The sequence below is a fragment of the Frigoribacterium sp. ACAM 257 genome (genome assembly GCF_007954365.1).
Classification (GTDB): domain Bacteria; phylum Actinomycetota; class Actinomycetes; order Actinomycetales; family Microbacteriaceae; genus Frigoribacterium.
In genome coordinates this window covers 32,553-48,506 of record NZ_VOLO01000006.1, presented here as the reverse complement: position 1 = coordinate 48,506, position 15,954 = coordinate 32,553, and the positions used below count along the sequence as shown (strand labels likewise).

The 15,954-nt window shown below is 71.8% G+C and carries 14 protein-coding genes; 3 read left to right on the top strand and 11 right to left on the bottom strand.

The features are described 5' to 3' along the window. Window positions 1-107 precede the first annotated feature (107 nt). The 7 genes from ES689_RS14155 to ES689_RS14125 all read right to left on the bottom strand — a co-directional run bounded on the left by ES689_RS14155 (window position 108) and on the right by ES689_RS14125 (window position 9,018). Window positions 108-1,262, bottom strand: a complete 1,155-nt coding sequence (locus ES689_RS14155; RefSeq protein ID WP_146905993.1) for a DUF4232 domain-containing protein — start codon at window positions 1,260-1,262, stop codon at window positions 108-110. Between the two features lie 44 nt (window positions 1,263-1,306). After that, window positions 1,307-1,780, bottom strand: a complete 474-nt coding sequence (locus ES689_RS14150; protein ID WP_146905991.1) for a hypothetical protein — start codon at window positions 1,778-1,780, stop codon at window positions 1,307-1,309. A gap of 133 nt (window positions 1,781-1,913) precedes the next feature. Beyond that, window positions 1,914-3,638 (bottom strand): CBM35 domain-containing protein, encoded by a 1,725-nt coding sequence (locus ES689_RS14145; RefSeq protein WP_146905989.1) that lies wholly within the window; start codon window positions 3,636-3,638, stop codon window positions 1,914-1,916. A 142-nt stretch (window positions 3,639-3,780) separates the two neighbouring features. Further along, window positions 3,781-5,763, bottom strand: a complete 1,983-nt coding sequence (locus ES689_RS14140; protein WP_146905987.1) for a glycoside hydrolase family 127 protein — start codon at window positions 5,761-5,763, stop codon at window positions 3,781-3,783. A gap of 65 nt (window positions 5,764-5,828) precedes the next feature. After that, on the bottom strand, window positions 5,829-6,590 hold the full coding sequence (locus ES689_RS14135) for a carbohydrate ABC transporter permease (protein ID WP_305038358.1): 762 nt from the start codon (window positions 6,588-6,590) through the stop codon (window positions 5,829-5,831). A gap of 116 nt (window positions 6,591-6,706) precedes the next feature. Beyond that, entirely contained in the window at window positions 6,707-7,693 is a 987-nt protein-coding gene (locus ES689_RS14130; protein ID WP_146905983.1) for a carbohydrate ABC transporter permease, read from the bottom strand. Between the two features lie 68 nt (window positions 7,694-7,761). Continuing rightward, entirely contained in the window at window positions 7,762-9,018 is a 1,257-nt protein-coding gene (locus ES689_RS14125) for an extracellular solute-binding protein (protein WP_146905981.1), read from the bottom strand. A gap of 163 nt (window positions 9,019-9,181) precedes the next feature. Here ES689_RS14125 and ES689_RS14120 point away from each other — a divergent pair, with 163 nt between their 5' ends. Then, on the top strand, window positions 9,182-10,204 hold the full coding sequence (locus ES689_RS14120) for a LacI family DNA-binding transcriptional regulator (RefSeq protein ID WP_146905979.1): 1,023 nt from the start codon (window positions 9,182-9,184) through the stop codon (window positions 10,202-10,204). Window positions 10,205-10,325: 121 nt separating this feature from the next. Here ES689_RS14120 and ES689_RS14115 read toward each other — a convergent pair whose 3' ends face one another. The 4 genes from ES689_RS14115 to ES689_RS14100 all read right to left on the bottom strand — a co-directional run bounded on the left by ES689_RS14115 (window position 10,326) and on the right by ES689_RS14100 (window position 14,029). Continuing rightward, on the bottom strand, window positions 10,326-11,069 hold the full coding sequence (locus ES689_RS14115) for an SDR family oxidoreductase (protein ID WP_191330502.1): 744 nt from the start codon (window positions 11,067-11,069) through the stop codon (window positions 10,326-10,328). 342 nt (window positions 11,070-11,411) lie between these two features. Beyond that, entirely contained in the window at window positions 11,412-11,915 is a 504-nt protein-coding gene (locus tag ES689_RS14110) for a tetratricopeptide repeat protein (protein WP_223269626.1), read from the bottom strand. A 9-nt stretch (window positions 11,916-11,924) separates the two neighbouring features. After that, a complete protein-coding gene (locus ES689_RS14105; RefSeq protein ID WP_146905973.1) occupies window positions 11,925-13,403 on the bottom strand; it encodes an MFS transporter in 1,479 nt (492 codons plus the stop codon). Next, window positions 13,400-14,029 (bottom strand): helix-turn-helix domain-containing protein, encoded by a 630-nt coding sequence (locus ES689_RS14100; protein ID WP_191330500.1) that lies wholly within the window; start codon window positions 14,027-14,029, stop codon window positions 13,400-13,402. Before ES689_RS14100 ends, ES689_RS14105 begins: the two co-directional genes overlap by 4 nt. Before the next feature lie 186 nt (window positions 14,030-14,215). On the opposite strand from ES689_RS14100, the gene ES689_RS14095 reads away from it, so the two are divergent. Both ES689_RS14095 and ES689_RS14090 read left to right on the top strand, forming a co-directional pair. Beyond that, window positions 14,216-14,620 (top strand): hypothetical protein, encoded by a 405-nt coding sequence (locus ES689_RS14095; protein WP_146905969.1) that lies wholly within the window; start codon window positions 14,216-14,218, stop codon window positions 14,618-14,620. A gap of 95 nt (window positions 14,621-14,715) precedes the next feature. Next, a complete protein-coding gene (locus tag ES689_RS14090; protein WP_146905967.1) occupies window positions 14,716-15,915 on the top strand; it encodes a Fic family protein in 1,200 nt (399 codons plus the stop codon). The last annotated feature ends 39 nt before the right edge of the window (window positions 15,916-15,954 follow it).

Genomic DNA, 15,954 nt, shown 5'->3' with positions numbered 1-15,954 from the left:
CGTGTCGCATCACGTTCCGAGCATCGCGTCCCGCCACGACCCGACGTGATGCTCGGAACACGATGCGACACCTCGCGGCGCTCAGCCCGGCCGCGACGACGACCGCGTCAGGGCGTCGCGCCCTGCCCGCCGGTCTCGAGTGCCCACGCGGTCACGTGCACGACCGACCCCTCCACGACGTCGAGCTCGACGGGCCACGAGCCGCGCTCGTCGGTCGCGAACGGAGCCGCGAAGAGGGTCCGCGCCACGAGGGCGCCGGAGGTGGCGCCCGCGTCCCAGCCGAGGGTCGTGACGGCCGACGACCCGGCGGGCAGCTCGAACTGGTCGTAGCCCGGGTCCTCGGCGAGGAACGACCCGCCCGGCTCGACGGCGACCGCGAGCTCGTTGCCGTTCTGGTCGGCAAAGGCGACGTCGGGGTAGCCCTCGACGACGCAGGAGGCGTCCGTGTAGTTGGTGAGGCGCAGCGTCTGGCTGCGGTGCCCCGTCGCCGCGCCGGTCTCGCCGAGCAGCAGCATCGCCTGGTCCCGGGTGCACCACGACGGATCGCGGTCCGGGTCACGGTCGGGATCGAGGGTCGGGACGGGCGTGCCCTCGGCGTACGGGTCGGGGAGGGCGCCCAGGCCGGGGTCCGCGCCCTCGGCGACCGCCGCCTCCTGCGCCGACGTCACGCGGGCGGCGCGCTGCCCGAGCGCACCGGTGGCGACGACCGCCGCGGCCGCGACGACGGCCGTCGTGACGAGGACGGCGTGCCGTCGACGGGCGGACGGCTGCGTCGCGGAGGCGCTGTGGTCGCCGGGGCCGGCGGACGAGGCGGCCGGGCTGGTCGCCCGTCGCCGGACGAGCAGGGCCGGCAGCCAGCCCTGCACCACTCCCCACCAGGCCCCGACGGTCGCGTCCGTGCCCAGGCCGTCGAGCACCATGCGAAGGCGCGGTGCCGGGAGCGCGCCCACGATCGTCGCGAGGTCGAGGGCCAGGCCGGCCGCACCTCCGGCGAGGACGATCGCGAACCAGGCGAGCGCCACGCGGGCGACGCGGTCGTCGACCCGGTCGGCGAGGGGGACGAGGAGGCGCGCGACCAGGAAGACGACGGCTGCGGCCAGCAGTGTGGTGCCGACGCCCCACGCCCAGGGGCGCACCCCGGGCGAGAACGGGATCGTCGTGGGCAGGACCGCGCCGACGCTGGCCGGCAACAGCCCGCTCCAGCCGACGGCGACGGCGACGGCGCCGCTGACGAGCCACAGCGCTGCCGCCGTCGCGGCCACGACGGCGGGTCGCGTGGCCTGCGTGCGCGTGGTCGGAGGCGTGCTCAGCCGGAGCTCCTGCTGCTGCTGGTGCTGCCGGTGCCGGTGCCGCTGCCGGTGCTGGTGCTGCGCGTCGTCGTGCGCATTCCCCGTTGCTTCGCGGCCGACAGGACGTACGCCGCGGCGAGGGCTGCGTAGACGACGGCGGCGACGACCGTATCGGAGGGGCGGCCGTCGCCGGCCGCCACGGCGAGGGCAGTGCTCACGCCCTGGCAGACGAAGAAGCCCGCCATGACGATGCTCGAGGTCGTCCCGCCGGTGAGGCGCCACGCGGGGCGAGCCGGCGCGATCGGCTCGTCGTCCGCCCGGAAGGTGCGACCGCAGAAGACGACCGTGGCGACGGTCACGGCGAGGAGCACGAGGGCACCCGCCGTCGAGCCGAGCAGGAACGCGGCGAGGAGGCCGAGGCTGGAGCCGAGGACGACCGCCACGATGACGACGCCGATCTTCGTGGTCGCGGTGGTGATGCGGAGTGGCATGACGCTCCCGTCGAGCTGAGACGTGTGGATCCCTCGACCCTAGGGGCCGCCCGGGTCGACGGCCAGAGTGGGAGCCCCCGGAGGACACGGGGACTCCCACTCGTTCCTGTCAGCACCCTCGGGGTGCGGGGCCTCAGCGGGGCTGCACCGTGATCGAGTCGATCTCCGCGAAGCCCGATCCGCCGGCGTAGTTCGGCGAGCCCTTCGCGAGCCGGATCACGTTGTAGCCGGCCTTGAGGGTGATCGATGTCGCGACCGAGTCGGCGAAGCGACCCCAGGCACCGGTCGGCGCGTAGGAGACGTCCCGGAACGCGCTGCCGTTCGTCGCCAGCCCCTGTGTGGAGGTCGCCGCGCCGCCGTTGGCGTAGCGGGTGGTGAGCGAGTAGCTGCCCGCAGCGGGGACCTCGACGATGAAGTCGACGAAGCTGTTCGAGCGGCCGTCGCCGAGTCCGTCGATCCGGCCCACGTACCCTCCGTTGGACGCGCCGGCGGAGGTGAGCCTCTGAGCGTTGACCACCGTGGCGTTCTCGGCCTCGTAGACCTGCTGATATGCCGTGGTCGGGCCCGCCGCGGGCGTCACGACCACCTGGTAGGCGCCCAGGTAGTCCTGGTTCGTGATCGGGACGGTGACGGCGCCGTTCACGATCGGGACGGTCGTGCTCGAGACCTGGGTCGGTGCGGAGACGTTGGCCATGCGCCCGGACCGAGGGGTGTAGTTGACCGTGACCTTGGCCTGGGTGCCGAAGCTCGCAACGCCCTTGACCTGCACGGCGTTGTCGCCGAAGGTGCCGCCGAGGGCGACGTTGACGATCTTCCGGGTGGAGTCGTACGCGGCGAAGCCGTCGAGGTCTCCGGACGGAGTGACGCCGACCATGTTGCCGGCCATCTCGCCGTACCACTTGTACAGCCAGTACGAGCCGGTGGGGCGGTTGTTCCAGACGAGCCCGCCGACGGTGCCCGACTCGTACCAGTAGGCGCGTTCGGCGTCCTTGATGCCGGTGCGCTCGAACTGGGCGATGAAGTGGGCGGAGACGCTGGGGGTGTCGACCTGGCTCGGGGAGCCGTACTCGTTGATCGAGATCGGCCGCGGGCTGATGCCGAGGCTGCGCTCGATCGAGCGGTAGTCCGCGACGTGCTCGTCGATGTCGTTCCATCCGCCGTCGTCGAGCTCGTGCCAGACGACGACGTCGGGGAGGGTGCCGTCGGCCTTGGCCCGGGCCATGAAGTCGCGCATCAGGTCGGGGTAGTAGCGGCTGTAGCTCGGGCCGACGATCGGCGTGGTCGTGTCCTGCAGCTTCACCTGTCGGTAGGTGCGCGTCCAGCCGTCGAGGAACGGGCCGGCCTTGGCAGTGTCCCACGTGCCGTCAGGCTCGTTCCACAGCTCCCAGCCGTTGATGTTCGTGGTCGACTTGGCGTCGACGCGGGCCTTGACCATCGTGTCGATCTTCTGGGTCCAGTCCTCCCAGCTGATCCAGCGGTAGGGGAAGTTCGGGTAGACGTCGGGCATCCGCGCGTAGGACTGGGCGCCGTCGCGGGTGAAGGCGGGGGCGGTCTTGATGACGTCGCCCGTGGGGACCGTGGCACCGTTGCCCAGCTGCTGGACTCCGGGTGCGGGCTGGGTGTGCTGCTTGAGCCTCAGCGGCGTCAGCAGGCCCGGCGCCGGGTCGGTGTCGCTCGCGACGGCGTACAGGCCGCCGGCGCCGACGTGGGTGACCGGCCGGAGGCTGGTCGCCGCGTCGACGACGAGCGTGTTCCCGGCGGCGCTGGCGGTCGCTCCCGGAGTGAGGAGCGCTGCGACGACCGCTGCGCTCAGGCCGAGGCCGAGGACGGCCCCTGTCGACTTCTTCTTCGTTCTCATCCTGTGCTCCTTTGCGTGGACGAGCGGCGCCGTCGAGGACGGCATTGTCCGAAACCGCTTTCAGTAAGCCTGGCATGTGCCTTTATTTTAAGCAATGCAGACACCTGAAGTGATTTCAGAAAGCGAACGTCTGCGGTCGTCGTCAGGCCTCAAGGTCGTCCACGGGCAGCCACACGCGCATCGTCGACGGGCCTCGGTTGCCCCACGTGGCGTAGGTCAGGAGCTCCACGCTGCCGAGCGAGCTGGCGCTCGACGGGGTGCGGCCGTAGGGCCATCCGCCGTCAGGCGTCCGGCTGCGCGAGAGCTCGACCCTGGCGCCGACCGACGTGGTGACCGGGTCGACCGTCGTGTCGACGAGCACGTCGTTGACGCTGCCGGACGGCAGGTCCACCGACTCGAGCGCGAGCACGAGCGGGCCGCGCTGCACCGCGACCTGACCACGGACCGCGTCGATCCGGGGGTCGGGCAGCACCCACTCGGCGACGACGGGCAGCTCGAGCACGACGACGTCGCCCGCCGAGAAGCGCCGGCGGACGACGACCGTCGAGCCCTGGGCCTGCCTGACCTCCCCGTCCGGCAGGGCCACCGTGACCGGGGCGCCGTCAGCCCACGAGGGGACACGGAGCGTCAGCTCCACCTCGCGCTCGACGTCGCCGCGCCACGTCACCTCGACGCGCCCGTCGAGGGGGTATCCGCTCGCGACCGACAGCGCCACGGGCGTGCCGTCGTCGAGCACGGTGTCGACGTCGTAGCTGCCGTACTGGTGCAGCTGCACCCCGTCGGAGCTGCGGGTCGCGAAGAACTGCTCCACGCTGGCGAGGGTGCGCGCCACGTTGGTCGGGCAGCAGGACACCTCGAACCACGGCGCGCGCAGGCTCGACAGGGCACGGGCGTTCAGGTCGTCCTCGTCGGGCTCGACGCCCTCGGAACGCTGGTGCAGCGTGTTCGTGTAGAAGAACGCCCGCCCGTCGTCGCGTGGCGAGGCGAGCACGACGTTCAGCAGGGTCCGCTCGATGAGGTCGGCGTACCGGGCCTCGCCGTCCGCGAGCAGCAGGCGCCACGAGAGCATCGTCGAGGCGATGCCCGCGCAGGTCTCCGAGTAGGCGCGGTCCGGCGGCAGCTCGTGGTCGGCGCCGAACGCCTCGTCCTGGTGGTGCGAGCCCATGCCGCCCGTGACGTACGTCCGGGCGGCGACCGTCGCCTCCCACTGTCGTCGGACCGCCGCGGCGAGCTCGTCGTCGCGGGTCTCGACCGCGACGTCGAGCGCACCCGCGGCGAGGTAGAGGGCGCGGACGGCGTGGCCGCGCAGCACGTCGGCGTCGCGCACCGGCACGTCGTCCTGGAAGTACTCGGCGCCGTACTCGATCTGGCCGAGCAGCCCGTGCCCCCGCCGGTCGACGAAGAGGCGGGCGAGCTCGACCCAGCGCGGCTCGTCGAGGGCGCGGCCGAGCTCGGCCAGGGCGACCTCCACCTCCGGGTGGCCGCAGATGGCGACCCGGCCCTCGGGGCCGAAGACGGTCCACAGGTGCTCGGCGAGCCGAGTGCCGACCTCGACGAGCCGAGGCGAGGAGGCGGTGCGCACCGCCGCGACGACCGCCTGCAGCAGGTGGCCCATCGAGTACAGCTCGTGCCCCCACTCGAGGTCGCTCCACCGGGGGCGCTGCCAGGCACGGCCGAAGCTCGTGTGCAGGTAGCCGTCCTCCTCCTGGGCCGCGGCGACGCGGCCGACGAGGGTGTCGTAACGGACCTGCAGGGCCGGGTCGTGCCCCCGACCGAGCTCCCAGGCCATGCCCTCCAGGAGCTTGTACACCTCGGAGTCGACGAACTCGATGCCGGAGTGCTCCCACGGCGTGCCGGGGTCGTCGAGGCCGGCGGCGGCGCGGTCGAAGTTGCCCGTCCAGCCGATGCGCTCCATCCAGTCCTCGCAGTGCTGCAGCACGACGTCGGCGTTCAGGGCCTGCTTCTCGGCCCAGAAGCCGTCGGTGAGCCGGATCTCGGTCGCGTCGAGCGGGGTGAGGGTCGAGGTGGACGGCGAGACGGCACCGGCGAAGCGACGGGCGGGGGCGTCGCGGGCGTCGCGGGCAGGTGCCGAGGAGGTGGGCGTGCGGGGTGCGGTGGTGGTCACGGGGTTCTCCGAGTGGTGAGGGAGGGGAGCGGGGGAGGAGGCAGCTGGTGTCGGCGGCGCAGGTGTCAGTCCTTGACGGCCCCGGCGGTGACGCCGGCCGCGACGTAGCGCTGGGCGACGACGAGCAGCACCGTGGCCGGGATCGACGCGACCACGGCGGTCGCCATGATCGAGTTCCACTCCTGGTTGTTGTTGCCGATGTACCGGTAGATGCCGAGGGTGATCGTCTGGGCGTCCCCGCCGCTGTTGAGCGTCGACGAGAACACGAAGTCGGACCACGCCCAGAGGAACGCGAACAGCCCCACGGTCACGGCCGAGTTGCGGCTGACCGGCAGCACGACCGACCGGAAGGTGCGCCACGCGCTGGCTCCGTCGAGCTTCGCGGCGCTCATCAGCTCGTCGGGGATGCCCCGCATGAACGCGGTGAAGATCAGCACGCCGAAGGGCACGGCCAGGGTCGAGTCGGCGATGACGAGGCCCCACCAGTGGTTCAGGATGCCGAGGTTGAGGTAGATCGCGTAGAAGCCCATGGCCATGATCACCTGGGGGATCATCTGCGCGACGATCATCACGAAGCTGAGCGCGCCTCCTCCGACGGGTCGCAGCTTGGCCAGCGAGTACGCGGCCGGCGCGGCCAGGGCGATCGTGACGACGACGGTCCCGAGACCGACCAGCAGGCTCGTGCCGAGGAACGGCAGCTGCTCGCTCACGACGGCCCGGTAGCCGTCGAGCGTGGGGCTCGCGGGGAACCACGACGGCGGGCTCTGCCGCATCTGCGCGGTCGGTGTCAGCGAGACGTTGATCATCCAGTAGATCGGGAACAGCATGATCGCGGTCAGCACGACCCCGATCACGGTGGTCGCGAGGCTGCGGCGGCCGGCACGGCTCGAGGAGGCGCGGCGGGCGGCGGACGTCGGGGCGGCGGCGGGCCGGATGGTCGCGCTCATGACTGGTCCTGCTTCCTCTGCACGCGCAGGTAGACGAACCCGCAGACGAGCGCCATGACGATCAGCAGGTTGCCGACCGCGGCGGCGGGGCCGAAGGAGGGGAGGGTGGAGCCGAAGCCGAGCTGGTAGGACCAGATGGCGAAGGTGGTCGAGGCGTCGCCGGGCCCGCCGCGCGTCATGATCCAGATGATGTCGAAGACCTTCAGCGTGTAGACGAGGCCGAGCAGGATCGTGATGGCCGAGACGGGTCGCAGCAGCGGGAACGTGATGCGCCAGAAGACCTGCCAGCCGTTCGCGCCGTCGAGCGCGGCCGCCTCGTAGAGGTCTCCGGAGATGTTCTGCAGCCCGCTGTAGAGGATCACGAGGTTGAACGGGATGCCGATCCAGATGTTGGCGATGATGACGCTGGTCAGGGCCCACTGCGGCGACGTGAGCCAGTTGACCTGGTCGCCGCCGAGGGTGCGGATGACGGAGTTGACGACGCCGCTCTCGCTGTTGAGCATCCACGACCAGGTGGAGGCGCTGACGATCAGAGGGAGCAGCCACGGCACGAGGAACAGGGCCCTGAGCGTCGACGACAGCGGGAACTTCTGGAAGAAGAAGACCGCCAGGGCCATGCCGATCGTGAACTGGAACGCGATGGAGATGCCCGTGAACAGCAGGGTGTTCACCAGCGCCGGCCCGAAGGTCGGGCTGGAGAAGACGTCCGCGAAGTTCTCGAGCCCGATGAAGGGCGCGGTCCCGTCGATGAACGACCGCACCGTGTAGTCGTGCGTCGACAGGTCGACGTTGCGGACCAGCGGCCAGACGTAGAAGACGGCGAGGTAGACGACGACCGGGGCGAGGAACGCCCAGGCGGTGACCTGGGAGGCCCCCGGTCCGCGTCGTCGCGGGCGTCGCGGCCCCCCGCCGGGGAGGTCGGGGCTCGGGGCCGACCTCCCCCCGGGCGGTGCCTGGCGACGTTCGATCGTGTCGGTGCTCATGGTGCTGCTCCTCGTCGTCCGGCGGTGCCCGGTGCGGTGGGTGGGGTGATGCGGTGGCGGTGCGGGGACTACTCGGTGGCCGACGCGGCGGCCTGCTGCGCCTCCTGCAGGGCTGCCTCGGGGTCGGACGACCCGCTGAGGCTGTTCTGCACGGCCTTCCAGAGCTGCTCCGAGATCTTCGGGTAGTCGGTGCCGAGGTCGTCGCTGGTGCGGCCCTTGGCGTCGGCGACCGCGGTGACCCACGGCTCGAGGTCGGGATCGGCGGCGACCTGCTCGGCCTGCGCGTCCTTCGTGGGTGCGACGTAGGACAGCGTGGTGTCGGTCGCGACGAGGTTGTCGGTGCTCGTCAGGCACGACTGGATCTTCTCGCTCACCTCGTATCGGGCGTCGTCGCTCTGCACCGGGACGGTCAGGAACTCTCCGCCGGTGGGCGCAGGGGCCGCGCCGCCGTCCTTGGCGGGGATCGAGATGATGCCGTAGTCGATGCCCGACTCCTTGACGCCGGCGAGCTGCCAGGTGCCGTTCTCGCTGAAGGCGTACTCGCCGGTCAGGAACTCCTGCCAGCTCGTCGTCTGCGTGTTGTTGATCACCGAGTTGGGGGCGTAGCCCTTCTCGACCCAGTCGGTCCAGAGGGCCAGCGCCGAGACGGCGTCGTCGGAGTCGAGCTCGGTGAGGTCGGCGCCCGAGCCCCAGTACCAGGGCAGGAACTGGAAGCTGCCCTCTTCCGTCCCGATGCCCGAGAAGGTGATGCCCTTGCCGCCCGAGGCGGACACCGCCTCGAGGGCGGAGGTCAGGCTGTCCCAGTCGGTGACCGACGCGGGGTCCACGCCTGCCGCGTCCAGGACGGCCTTGTTGTAGTACAGCGCGAGCGTGTTGGCGCCGACGGGGACGCCGTAGGTCTTCCCGTCGAGCTGGCCCGCAGCCAGGATGTTCGCCTCGATGTCGGAGGTGTCGGCACCCGTCTCGTCCGTGTCGGTGAGCAGGCCTGCCTCGGCGAGGGTCGAGACGACCGGGTTGTCGACGAGCAGGAGGTCCGGCGAGTTGCCCTGCTGGCCGGCGAGCAGCGCCTTGCTGGTGAGGTCGGACGTGTCGTATCCGGTGCGCTCGACCGTCACTCCCGCCTCCGTGCCGCACTTCTCGATGAGCTTCGCCCAGTCACTGGAGTCGTCGAACTGGGGGTACGGGTCCCAGAACGTGTAGGTGCCGGAGGCCGCGTCGGACGAGCCGCCGCCTGCTCCGCCGGCGCAGCCGGTGAGGGCGAGGGACGCGGCGGCCAGGCCGACGACGGCCACGGCGGTGCGCTTGCTGCGGATGAACGAGATCACAGGAGGTTCCTCTCTGAACTGCTGCGGATGCTCTGTCGGAGAGCCCGGCAGGTGCAGCACAGGGCGCTCATCGTCGAGAGCAAAGAGACCGAAACTGGTTTCGGGTGCGAAGTTACACGCGCATGAGTTGCCCGTCAATGACTCTGTGAACTATTTTCGTTGCATGACCACTGCAGGAGGCGGCAAGGCGACGACGGCGCCCGTGACGCTCGCCGACGTCGCCCGGGCCGCCGGGGTGTCGGTCGCGACCGCCTCCAAGGCCCTGAACGGCCGGGCGCAGGTGCGGGAGTCGACCCGGGTCAAGGTGCAGGAGGCCGCCGCGGCGCTCTCGTTCACGCCCAACTTCTTCGCACAGGCGCTGAACTCGGCCCGGACCGGCACGATCGGGATGGTCACGAGCGACCTCGACAACCGCTTCGTGCTGCCGGTGCTGCTCGGCGCCGAGGACGCCTTCGGCTCGGGCTCGTTGTCGGTGCTGCTCGCCGACGCCCGCGACGACGCGCTGCGCGAGCAGCTGCACCTGCAGACACTGCTGACGCGTCGGGTCGACGGGCTGCTCATCGTGGGGCGCACGACGAATCCTCGTCCGCCCGTGCCGATGCTCGCGGATGTCCCTGTCGTCTACGTCTACGCGCCGTCCAGCGACCCGGCCGACGCCTCCTTCACGCCCGACAACGTCCAGGCCGGGCGGCTGGCCGCCGAGCACCTGATCGAGAAGGGGCGAACGCGCATCGCCCTCGTCAACGGCGAGGCCTCGTACGCCGCGGCTCGGGACCGCGCCGTGGGCGTGCAGCAGGCCCTGTCCGCAGCCGGGCTCGAGCTGGTCGGGGGGACGTCCCTCTTCGGGCAGTGGGGCGAGGGGTGGGGGCGCGACTGCGCTCGCCTCCTGGTGCGGGGCAGTGAGTCGGTGGACGCCATCATCGGCGGCAGCGACCACATCGCGCGCGGCGTCGTCGACACGCTGCGGGACGAGGGCGTCAGCGTCCCCGACGACATCTCCGTGGTCGGCTTCGACAACTGGGACCTGCTCGTCCGTGAGTCGCGACCGCCGCTCACGAGCGTGGACATGTCACTCGAGCAGCTCGGACGCGCCGCCGCGCAGCACCTCGTCGACGCCATCGGCGGGGCGCCGTCTCCCGGCGTCGTCGCCGGCCCGGTCCGGCTCGTCGTCCGGGACTCGGCCTAGTCCCGTCGCGGTCCGATCGGCAGGTGACGGGCGGCGGGCAGGCCCGGCGCCCCGAAGTGGACGATGCACCTCGTCGTCGCGGGGTGCATCGTCCACTCGGAGGTGCGTCGCCAGATGCGCGCTATTCGCTGACGCTGTCGCTCTCGCCGGCGAGCTCGCCGCCGTCGATCACGAACTCGGCCCCGGTCTGGAAGCTGGACTCGTCGCTGGCGAGGTAGACCACCAGGTTCGAGACTTCTTGGGGCTCGCCGATGCGGTGCAGGGCGCCGAGCTGGTCGCCGAGCTCGAGGCCGTCGGTCATCGGGGTGCGGATGACGCCGGGGTGCACCGAGTTCGAGCGCACGTTCTCCGCCCCGAGCTCGAGCGCGACCGACTTGGTCAGGCCGCGGAGGGCGAACTTCGACGCCACGTAGCCGTGCAGCGCCGTGGTGCCCTGCAGCCCTGCGGTGGAGGAGATGTTGACGATCGACGACGGGGCGGACGCGACCAGCGCCTCCTTCGCCGCGGTGATGCCGATGAAGGCTCCCGTGACGTTGATGCCGAGGATGAGGTTCCACTGGTCGAGCGTGTACGTGCCGAGGCGGCCGAAGTTGACGATGCCGGCGTTGTTCACGAGCACGTTGAGGCCGCCGAACTCGCTGACGGCCGTGGCGACGGCCGCCTCCCAGTCGGCGGGCGACGTCACGTCGAGGTGCACGTAGCGGGCGGCGTCCCCGAGCTCGTCCGCGAGGGCGCGGCCCTCGTCGTCGAGCAGGTCGCCGATGACGACCTTGCCTCCCTCGGCCACGATCGCACGGGCGTGCGACGCCCCCATGCCTCGCGCGCCTCCGCTGATGAGGGCGATCTTGCTGGTGAGTCTGTCCATGAGTGGCTCCTTTGCCATCGGGTGCGGTGCGGTGCGGTGCGGTGCGGTGTGGTCCGGTGTGGTGCGGTCCGCGAGCGTCGGTGCTCTGCGGGTCTCGGCAGATGTCGCTCTGGGCGACGGGTGTTGCCGTGCCGTGAGAGTAGCGACCGAACCGTCGGGTTCGCTGAGGATGCCTCGACGGAACCACGGCACGACGCGGCGGCTCGTGGCGTCAACGTGTCCCGTCTTGTTCCGAGCATCCCGTCTCGCCGTAATGCGACGTGATGATCGGAACGAGACGGGACACGGACAGGGACACGCGTGGGCACCCGAGCGGGCGCGTGGACACAGCCCGCGCGGCCGCTACTGCTCCGTCAGGGCGGCCGCGTAGGCCGCGACCGAGCGGTGGTACCGCGGCAGGGTCGGCTCGACGGCCTCGATCGCGACGCGGAGCGCCTCGTCCGCGCGCCCGGCGCTGTGCAGGGCGAGCGCGAGGAACACCCTCGGTGCGGCCCCGGTGGCAGGGTGCTCGGGAGCGTCACGCAGCATCGCGATCGCCTCGTCGAGCCGGCCGAGGTTGCGGAGGGTCGAGGCGTGCTGCACCACCAGCTGTGCCGCACGCGTGGGGTCGACGGCGTCGAGACCGGCCGCGGTCGCCGCCGCGTAGTGGACGTCGGCCTGCGCCTCCTGCCCGCCCGAGTCGTGGGCGCCGCCCAGCTCGAACGAGCCCAGGGCCGGGTGCGGCGCAGCGGACGCCAGCGCCTCCATCAGGGTGATCCGCTGCTCGTCGTCGATGTCGGAGTCGGCCCAGAGGGCTGCGACCCGGGCTTCCCAGTCGTCGGTGCTCATCCGGTCGTCGATGCTCATGTGCCGAGGCTAGGGCGTGCGGCCCGTCTCGAGGCGGACCGCGCCGCGCTCCATCAGTCGCCACGACCCGCCCGCGAGCGGCGTGAGCGTCACCGCCACGTAGACCGCCGCGACGATGCCGAAGGCGACGGTGAGACCGATCGTGTCGGCGGCGACCCCGCCGAGGAGGGCTCCGAACGGGACCCCGGCCCAGGCCCCCGCGTTGAGGAGCCCGAACACGCGGCCGCGCAGGTGCTCGGGCACCCGCTCGAGCTCGACCGTCGCGAGGATCGGGTTGAGCGCCCCCGCCGCCAGCCCCGACAGGGCGGTAGCGGCGACCAGCACGGGCAGTGGGGCGCCCAGCGCGAACGCCAGGCTGGACGGGCCCCCGGCCAGCGCGAAGCAGAGCGCGAAGGTGATCCGCCTCGGCACCCGGTGCGCGACGAAGCCGAACACCACGTTGCCGAGCAGGGCGCAGCCGCCCATGGTCGCGACCAGCAGTCCCAGGGCGGCCGCGCCTCCTAGACGGTCGTTCGCGTAGAGGGGCAGCAGGGTCGAGCCGCGGGCCGCGTCGAGCAGGTTGGTGACCAGCACCAGCGCGACGATCAGCCGCATCAGGGGGTCGCGGACGACGAAGCGGGCTCCCTCGGCGAGGTCCTGCCAGTAGGAGGCGCGGGCCGGTTCGGTGCTGTCGGTGCGGGTGCGGGTGCGGGTGCGGTTGCGGCTGCCGGGCTCCTCGGCGCGCTCGCCGGCGGGCGCTGCCGGGTGGGGGCTCGTCGGGCTGGCTGATCCGTCACGGGACGGATCAGGCCCAGGCACCAGCGTCCAGGTCAGCACCGCCGAGACGGCGAACGTCGCGGCGTTGACGAACAGCGACGGGATCGGCCCGACGACGGCGACGAGCAGGCCGGCGAGCGACGCCCCGATCAGCTTGGCGAAGCGCTCGGAGCCGTCGAGCAGGCCGACGCTCCGCTCGATGCGGATGTCGGCGCGCTCGGTGAGGCCGGGGAGCAGCACCCGACGCGCGGTCTGGCCGGGGGCGTCGAGCAGGCCCGCGACGAAGACCAGCGCCAGCAGCGCCCAGAACGGCAGGCCGACGGTCAGCGCCAGCACGGGCATCGCCAGCACGGAGGCGCCGCTCACGACGTCCGCCACGATCGCGGCGCGACGGTGGCCGACGCGGTCGACGACGACCCCGCCGAGAGGTCCGCCGATGATGACGGGCGCCGTCGCGAAGGCCGCGGCGACGCCGATCTCGACGCCGGAGCCGCCCAGCGCCAAGACGTAGAAGGGGACCGCGAACGCCGTGACGACGTTGCCGGTCTGCGAGATCGCGTGGGCGGCGACGAGGGCCGAGAGGGCGGTGCGGGAGGCGCGGGTCGGGGTGCGCGGGCTGGCCGGGCTGGGCGAGTTCGTCGGGCCGGTCGAGTTCGTCTGGCCCGGCGAGTTCGTCGGGCCGGTCGGGCCGGTCGGGCCGGCTGACTCGGCGACGCGGGCGTCCTCGGTCACGCGCCCGCGCCTCCTGGGCGGCGGTAGGCCTGGTAGACGACGGTGACCGGCTCGGCCCCGTCGTCGGCCGCGGGGTCGTGCGCGGCGCTCGCATCGAGCCAGCGGGCGACGACGGACTCGAGGTCGGCGCGGAGGGCAGCCAGCTCTGTCGACGTCAGGCGCAGGCTGCGGTCGCCGGACGCAGCCGCCGCGACCCACTCCCGCGGCAGGGTCGGCGACTCGTCGACGTACTCGACGTAGCGGGCGGCGTAGGTGTGCGCGATCTGCCTCTGCAGCGCGGCCGACGCGGCGAGCTGGTCGGGGTCGTCGAGGAGGTCGGCGGGCTCCCAGGAGGTGACCGGCGTCGTCGCCTGCCACCAGCGCTCGCGGCGGTCGGCGCTCTGCGGCTCGGCCGGCTGGATCAGGTCGATCGACGCCAGCTTCGACAGGTGGTAGCTGACCGTGCCCGGCGCCTCGTCGACCACGTCGCCGAGCTGCGCCGCGGTCTGCGGGCCGCGCTCGCGCAGCAGGCCGAGGAGGCGCAGCCGCGTCGGGTGGGCCAGCACCCGCATCGAGGCGGCGTCGGTGAGGAGGGAGCGGGGGGTGTCGCTCGGTGCGCTGTCGCTCGGTGTGATGCGGGGGATCATGCGGCAACAGTAGGTGCACAAGAGGTGTTGCGCAAGAGGTGTTGTGGATTGGCTCAGGGGTGACGCCGGGCCCTGGACTGCGACCCCGCTCTCTGGGTCATTCGGATGAGACATTGACATGTCGGTGGTCTGGCCTAGCTTGAGAGGAGCAGGAACTCCTGCACCTCACGCCCTGGAGGCGACCTCATGCGCTGGATCTTCTTGCTCGCGGCTGCTGCCGCACTCATCGGCACCTCGGCCTGGCTCGCCAGCACGTCGGGGGAGTCGCGGTGGCTGCCGGCCGCCGCCTCGGGGCTCGTCATCTTCGCGGGGTGCCTCGGTTCGTTCGCGCTCCGTCGCCGCCGAGAACGAGCGATGCGCTCGGCTGATCCGGACAGTGTCGAGCGGGCGCTCGCCGTCGAGGTCCGGTCGGCGACGCTGATCGACGCCCTCGTGGCGGGCGTCGCGTTCTGTGCCTGTCTGTGGGTCTTCGACCTGGGGTCGCTCGCGCACGTCTTGGTCACGGCGTGGCTCGTCCTGGTCGTCGCGGACTTCTGGCTGCGCTGGGCGATCCGCCTGGACGCGATCCGCCTGGACGCGGTCCGCCGATGAGGAACGCCCTCGCCGATCTCAGAATGCGACGACCTTGTTTTCTGAGATAATGCGTTATCTCAGAAAAATGGCTGAGCTCAGACTGAGGAGGCGCGGTGACGACATCACAAGCATCCTGGCCCGCGATCGGCCACGAGACGCTCGAGTGGACGAGTCGCTCGGCGTCGTTCGGGCCGCGTGCTGCCCGGCAGGGCCCGTCGCGCGCGACCTATCAGGCGGCAGTCCCGCCTCTCATCGCTGACCTCTCGCCTGTGGTCAGCCCCGAAGTCGCTGCTCTCGCCGACGAGGCGTCGACAGCCCTGGCCGTCTTCGATGCCGAGCTCGGCTCTGACGTCGCACCCTTCGCCTCCTTGTTGCTGCGGTCCGAGGCTGCTGCCTCGTCGCAGATCGAGCAGCTCACGGCCAGTGCCCGCCAGATCCTCACGGCAGAACTAGGAGGAGGCAACCGGCGGGACGCCTCCGCGATCGTCTCGAACACGCGAGCCATGCGTCGAGCCGTCGAGCTCTCCGACGAACTGGATGCTGCAGCCGTCCTCGCGATGCACGAGGTGCTGCTCGAGCACGACGCGCAGCACGATGCGGGGCAGTTCCGGAAGGAGGCCGTCTGGATCGGGTCGCGCTCCGACAGCCCCGTGGGCGCCGACTTCGTCGGGCCACGGTGGGAGCGCATCCCCGATCTGATCGACGACGTGCTCGCCTTCGCGCGCCGGCTCGACGTGCCGCGCCTGATCCAGGTGACCGTCACGCACGCGCAGTTCGAGACCATCCACCCGTTCACCGACGGCAACGGTCGCACGGGACGCGCGCTGCTCCAGTCCATGCTGCGGGCCAACGAGCTGACCCGGAACGTCACCGTGCCGGTCTCCGCCGGCCTGCTCGGCGACACCGCCGGCTACTACGCCGCGCTGACCGCGTACCGCCGAGGAGACCTCGACCCGATCACCCGACTCGTCGCCGAGGCGTCGTTCGAGGCGGTCCACAACGCCCGACAGCTCGTGGACGAGATCCAGGGCATCCGAGAGGGCTGGCGTGAGCGCCTCCGTGCACGCCGAGACTCGGGCATCTGGACGGCGCTCGACGTGGTCGCGCGCCAGCCCGTGCTCAACCCGAAGGTGCTCGCCGCCGAGATGGGCATCGAGCCCAAGAACGCCTACCCGCACCTGCGACGGCTCGAGGAGGCGGGCGTCCTCGTGTCCAAGACGGAGCACGTCGGCGGCCAGCTCTACCGGACCAACGAGATCCTCGCTGCGCTCGACGCCTTCGCTGCGCGGTCGGGGCGGCGCCGGTCGGCCTGAGCGCGGTCTCCGTCGCCAGCTGGTCGCTCCTGGGGGCGG

Coding starts and splice junctions, on each gene's coding strand:
- ES689_RS14145 (WP_146905989.1), bottom strand. CDS start 3,638: ATGAGAACGAAGAAGAAGTCGACAGGGGCCGTCCTCGGCCTCGGCCTG.
- ES689_RS14095 (WP_146905969.1), top strand. CDS start 14,216: ATGCGCTGGATCTTCTTGCTCGCGGCTGCTGCCGCACTCATCGGCACC.
- ES689_RS14115 (WP_191330502.1), bottom strand. CDS start 11,069: ATGGACAGACTCACCAGCAAGATCGCCCTCATCAGCGGAGGCGCGCGA.
- ES689_RS14120 (WP_146905979.1), top strand. CDS start 9,182: ATGACCACTGCAGGAGGCGGCAAGGCGACGACGGCGCCCGTGACGCTC.
- ES689_RS14130 (WP_146905983.1), bottom strand. CDS start 7,693: ATGAGCACCGACACGATCGAACGTCGCCAGGCACCGCCCGGGGGGAGG.
- ES689_RS14135 (WP_305038358.1), bottom strand. CDS start 6,590: ATGCTGTTCCCGATCTACTGGATGATCAACGTCTCGCTGACACCGACC.
- ES689_RS14150 (WP_146905991.1), bottom strand. CDS start 1,780: ATGCCACTCCGCATCACCACCGCGACCACGAAGATCGGCGTCGTCATC.
- ES689_RS14110 (WP_223269626.1), bottom strand. CDS start 11,915: ATGAGCATCGACGACCGGATGAGCACCGACGACTGGGAAGCCCGGGTC.
- ES689_RS14100 (WP_191330500.1), bottom strand. CDS start 14,029: ATGATCCCCCGCATCACACCGAGCGACAGCGCACCGAGCGACACCCCC.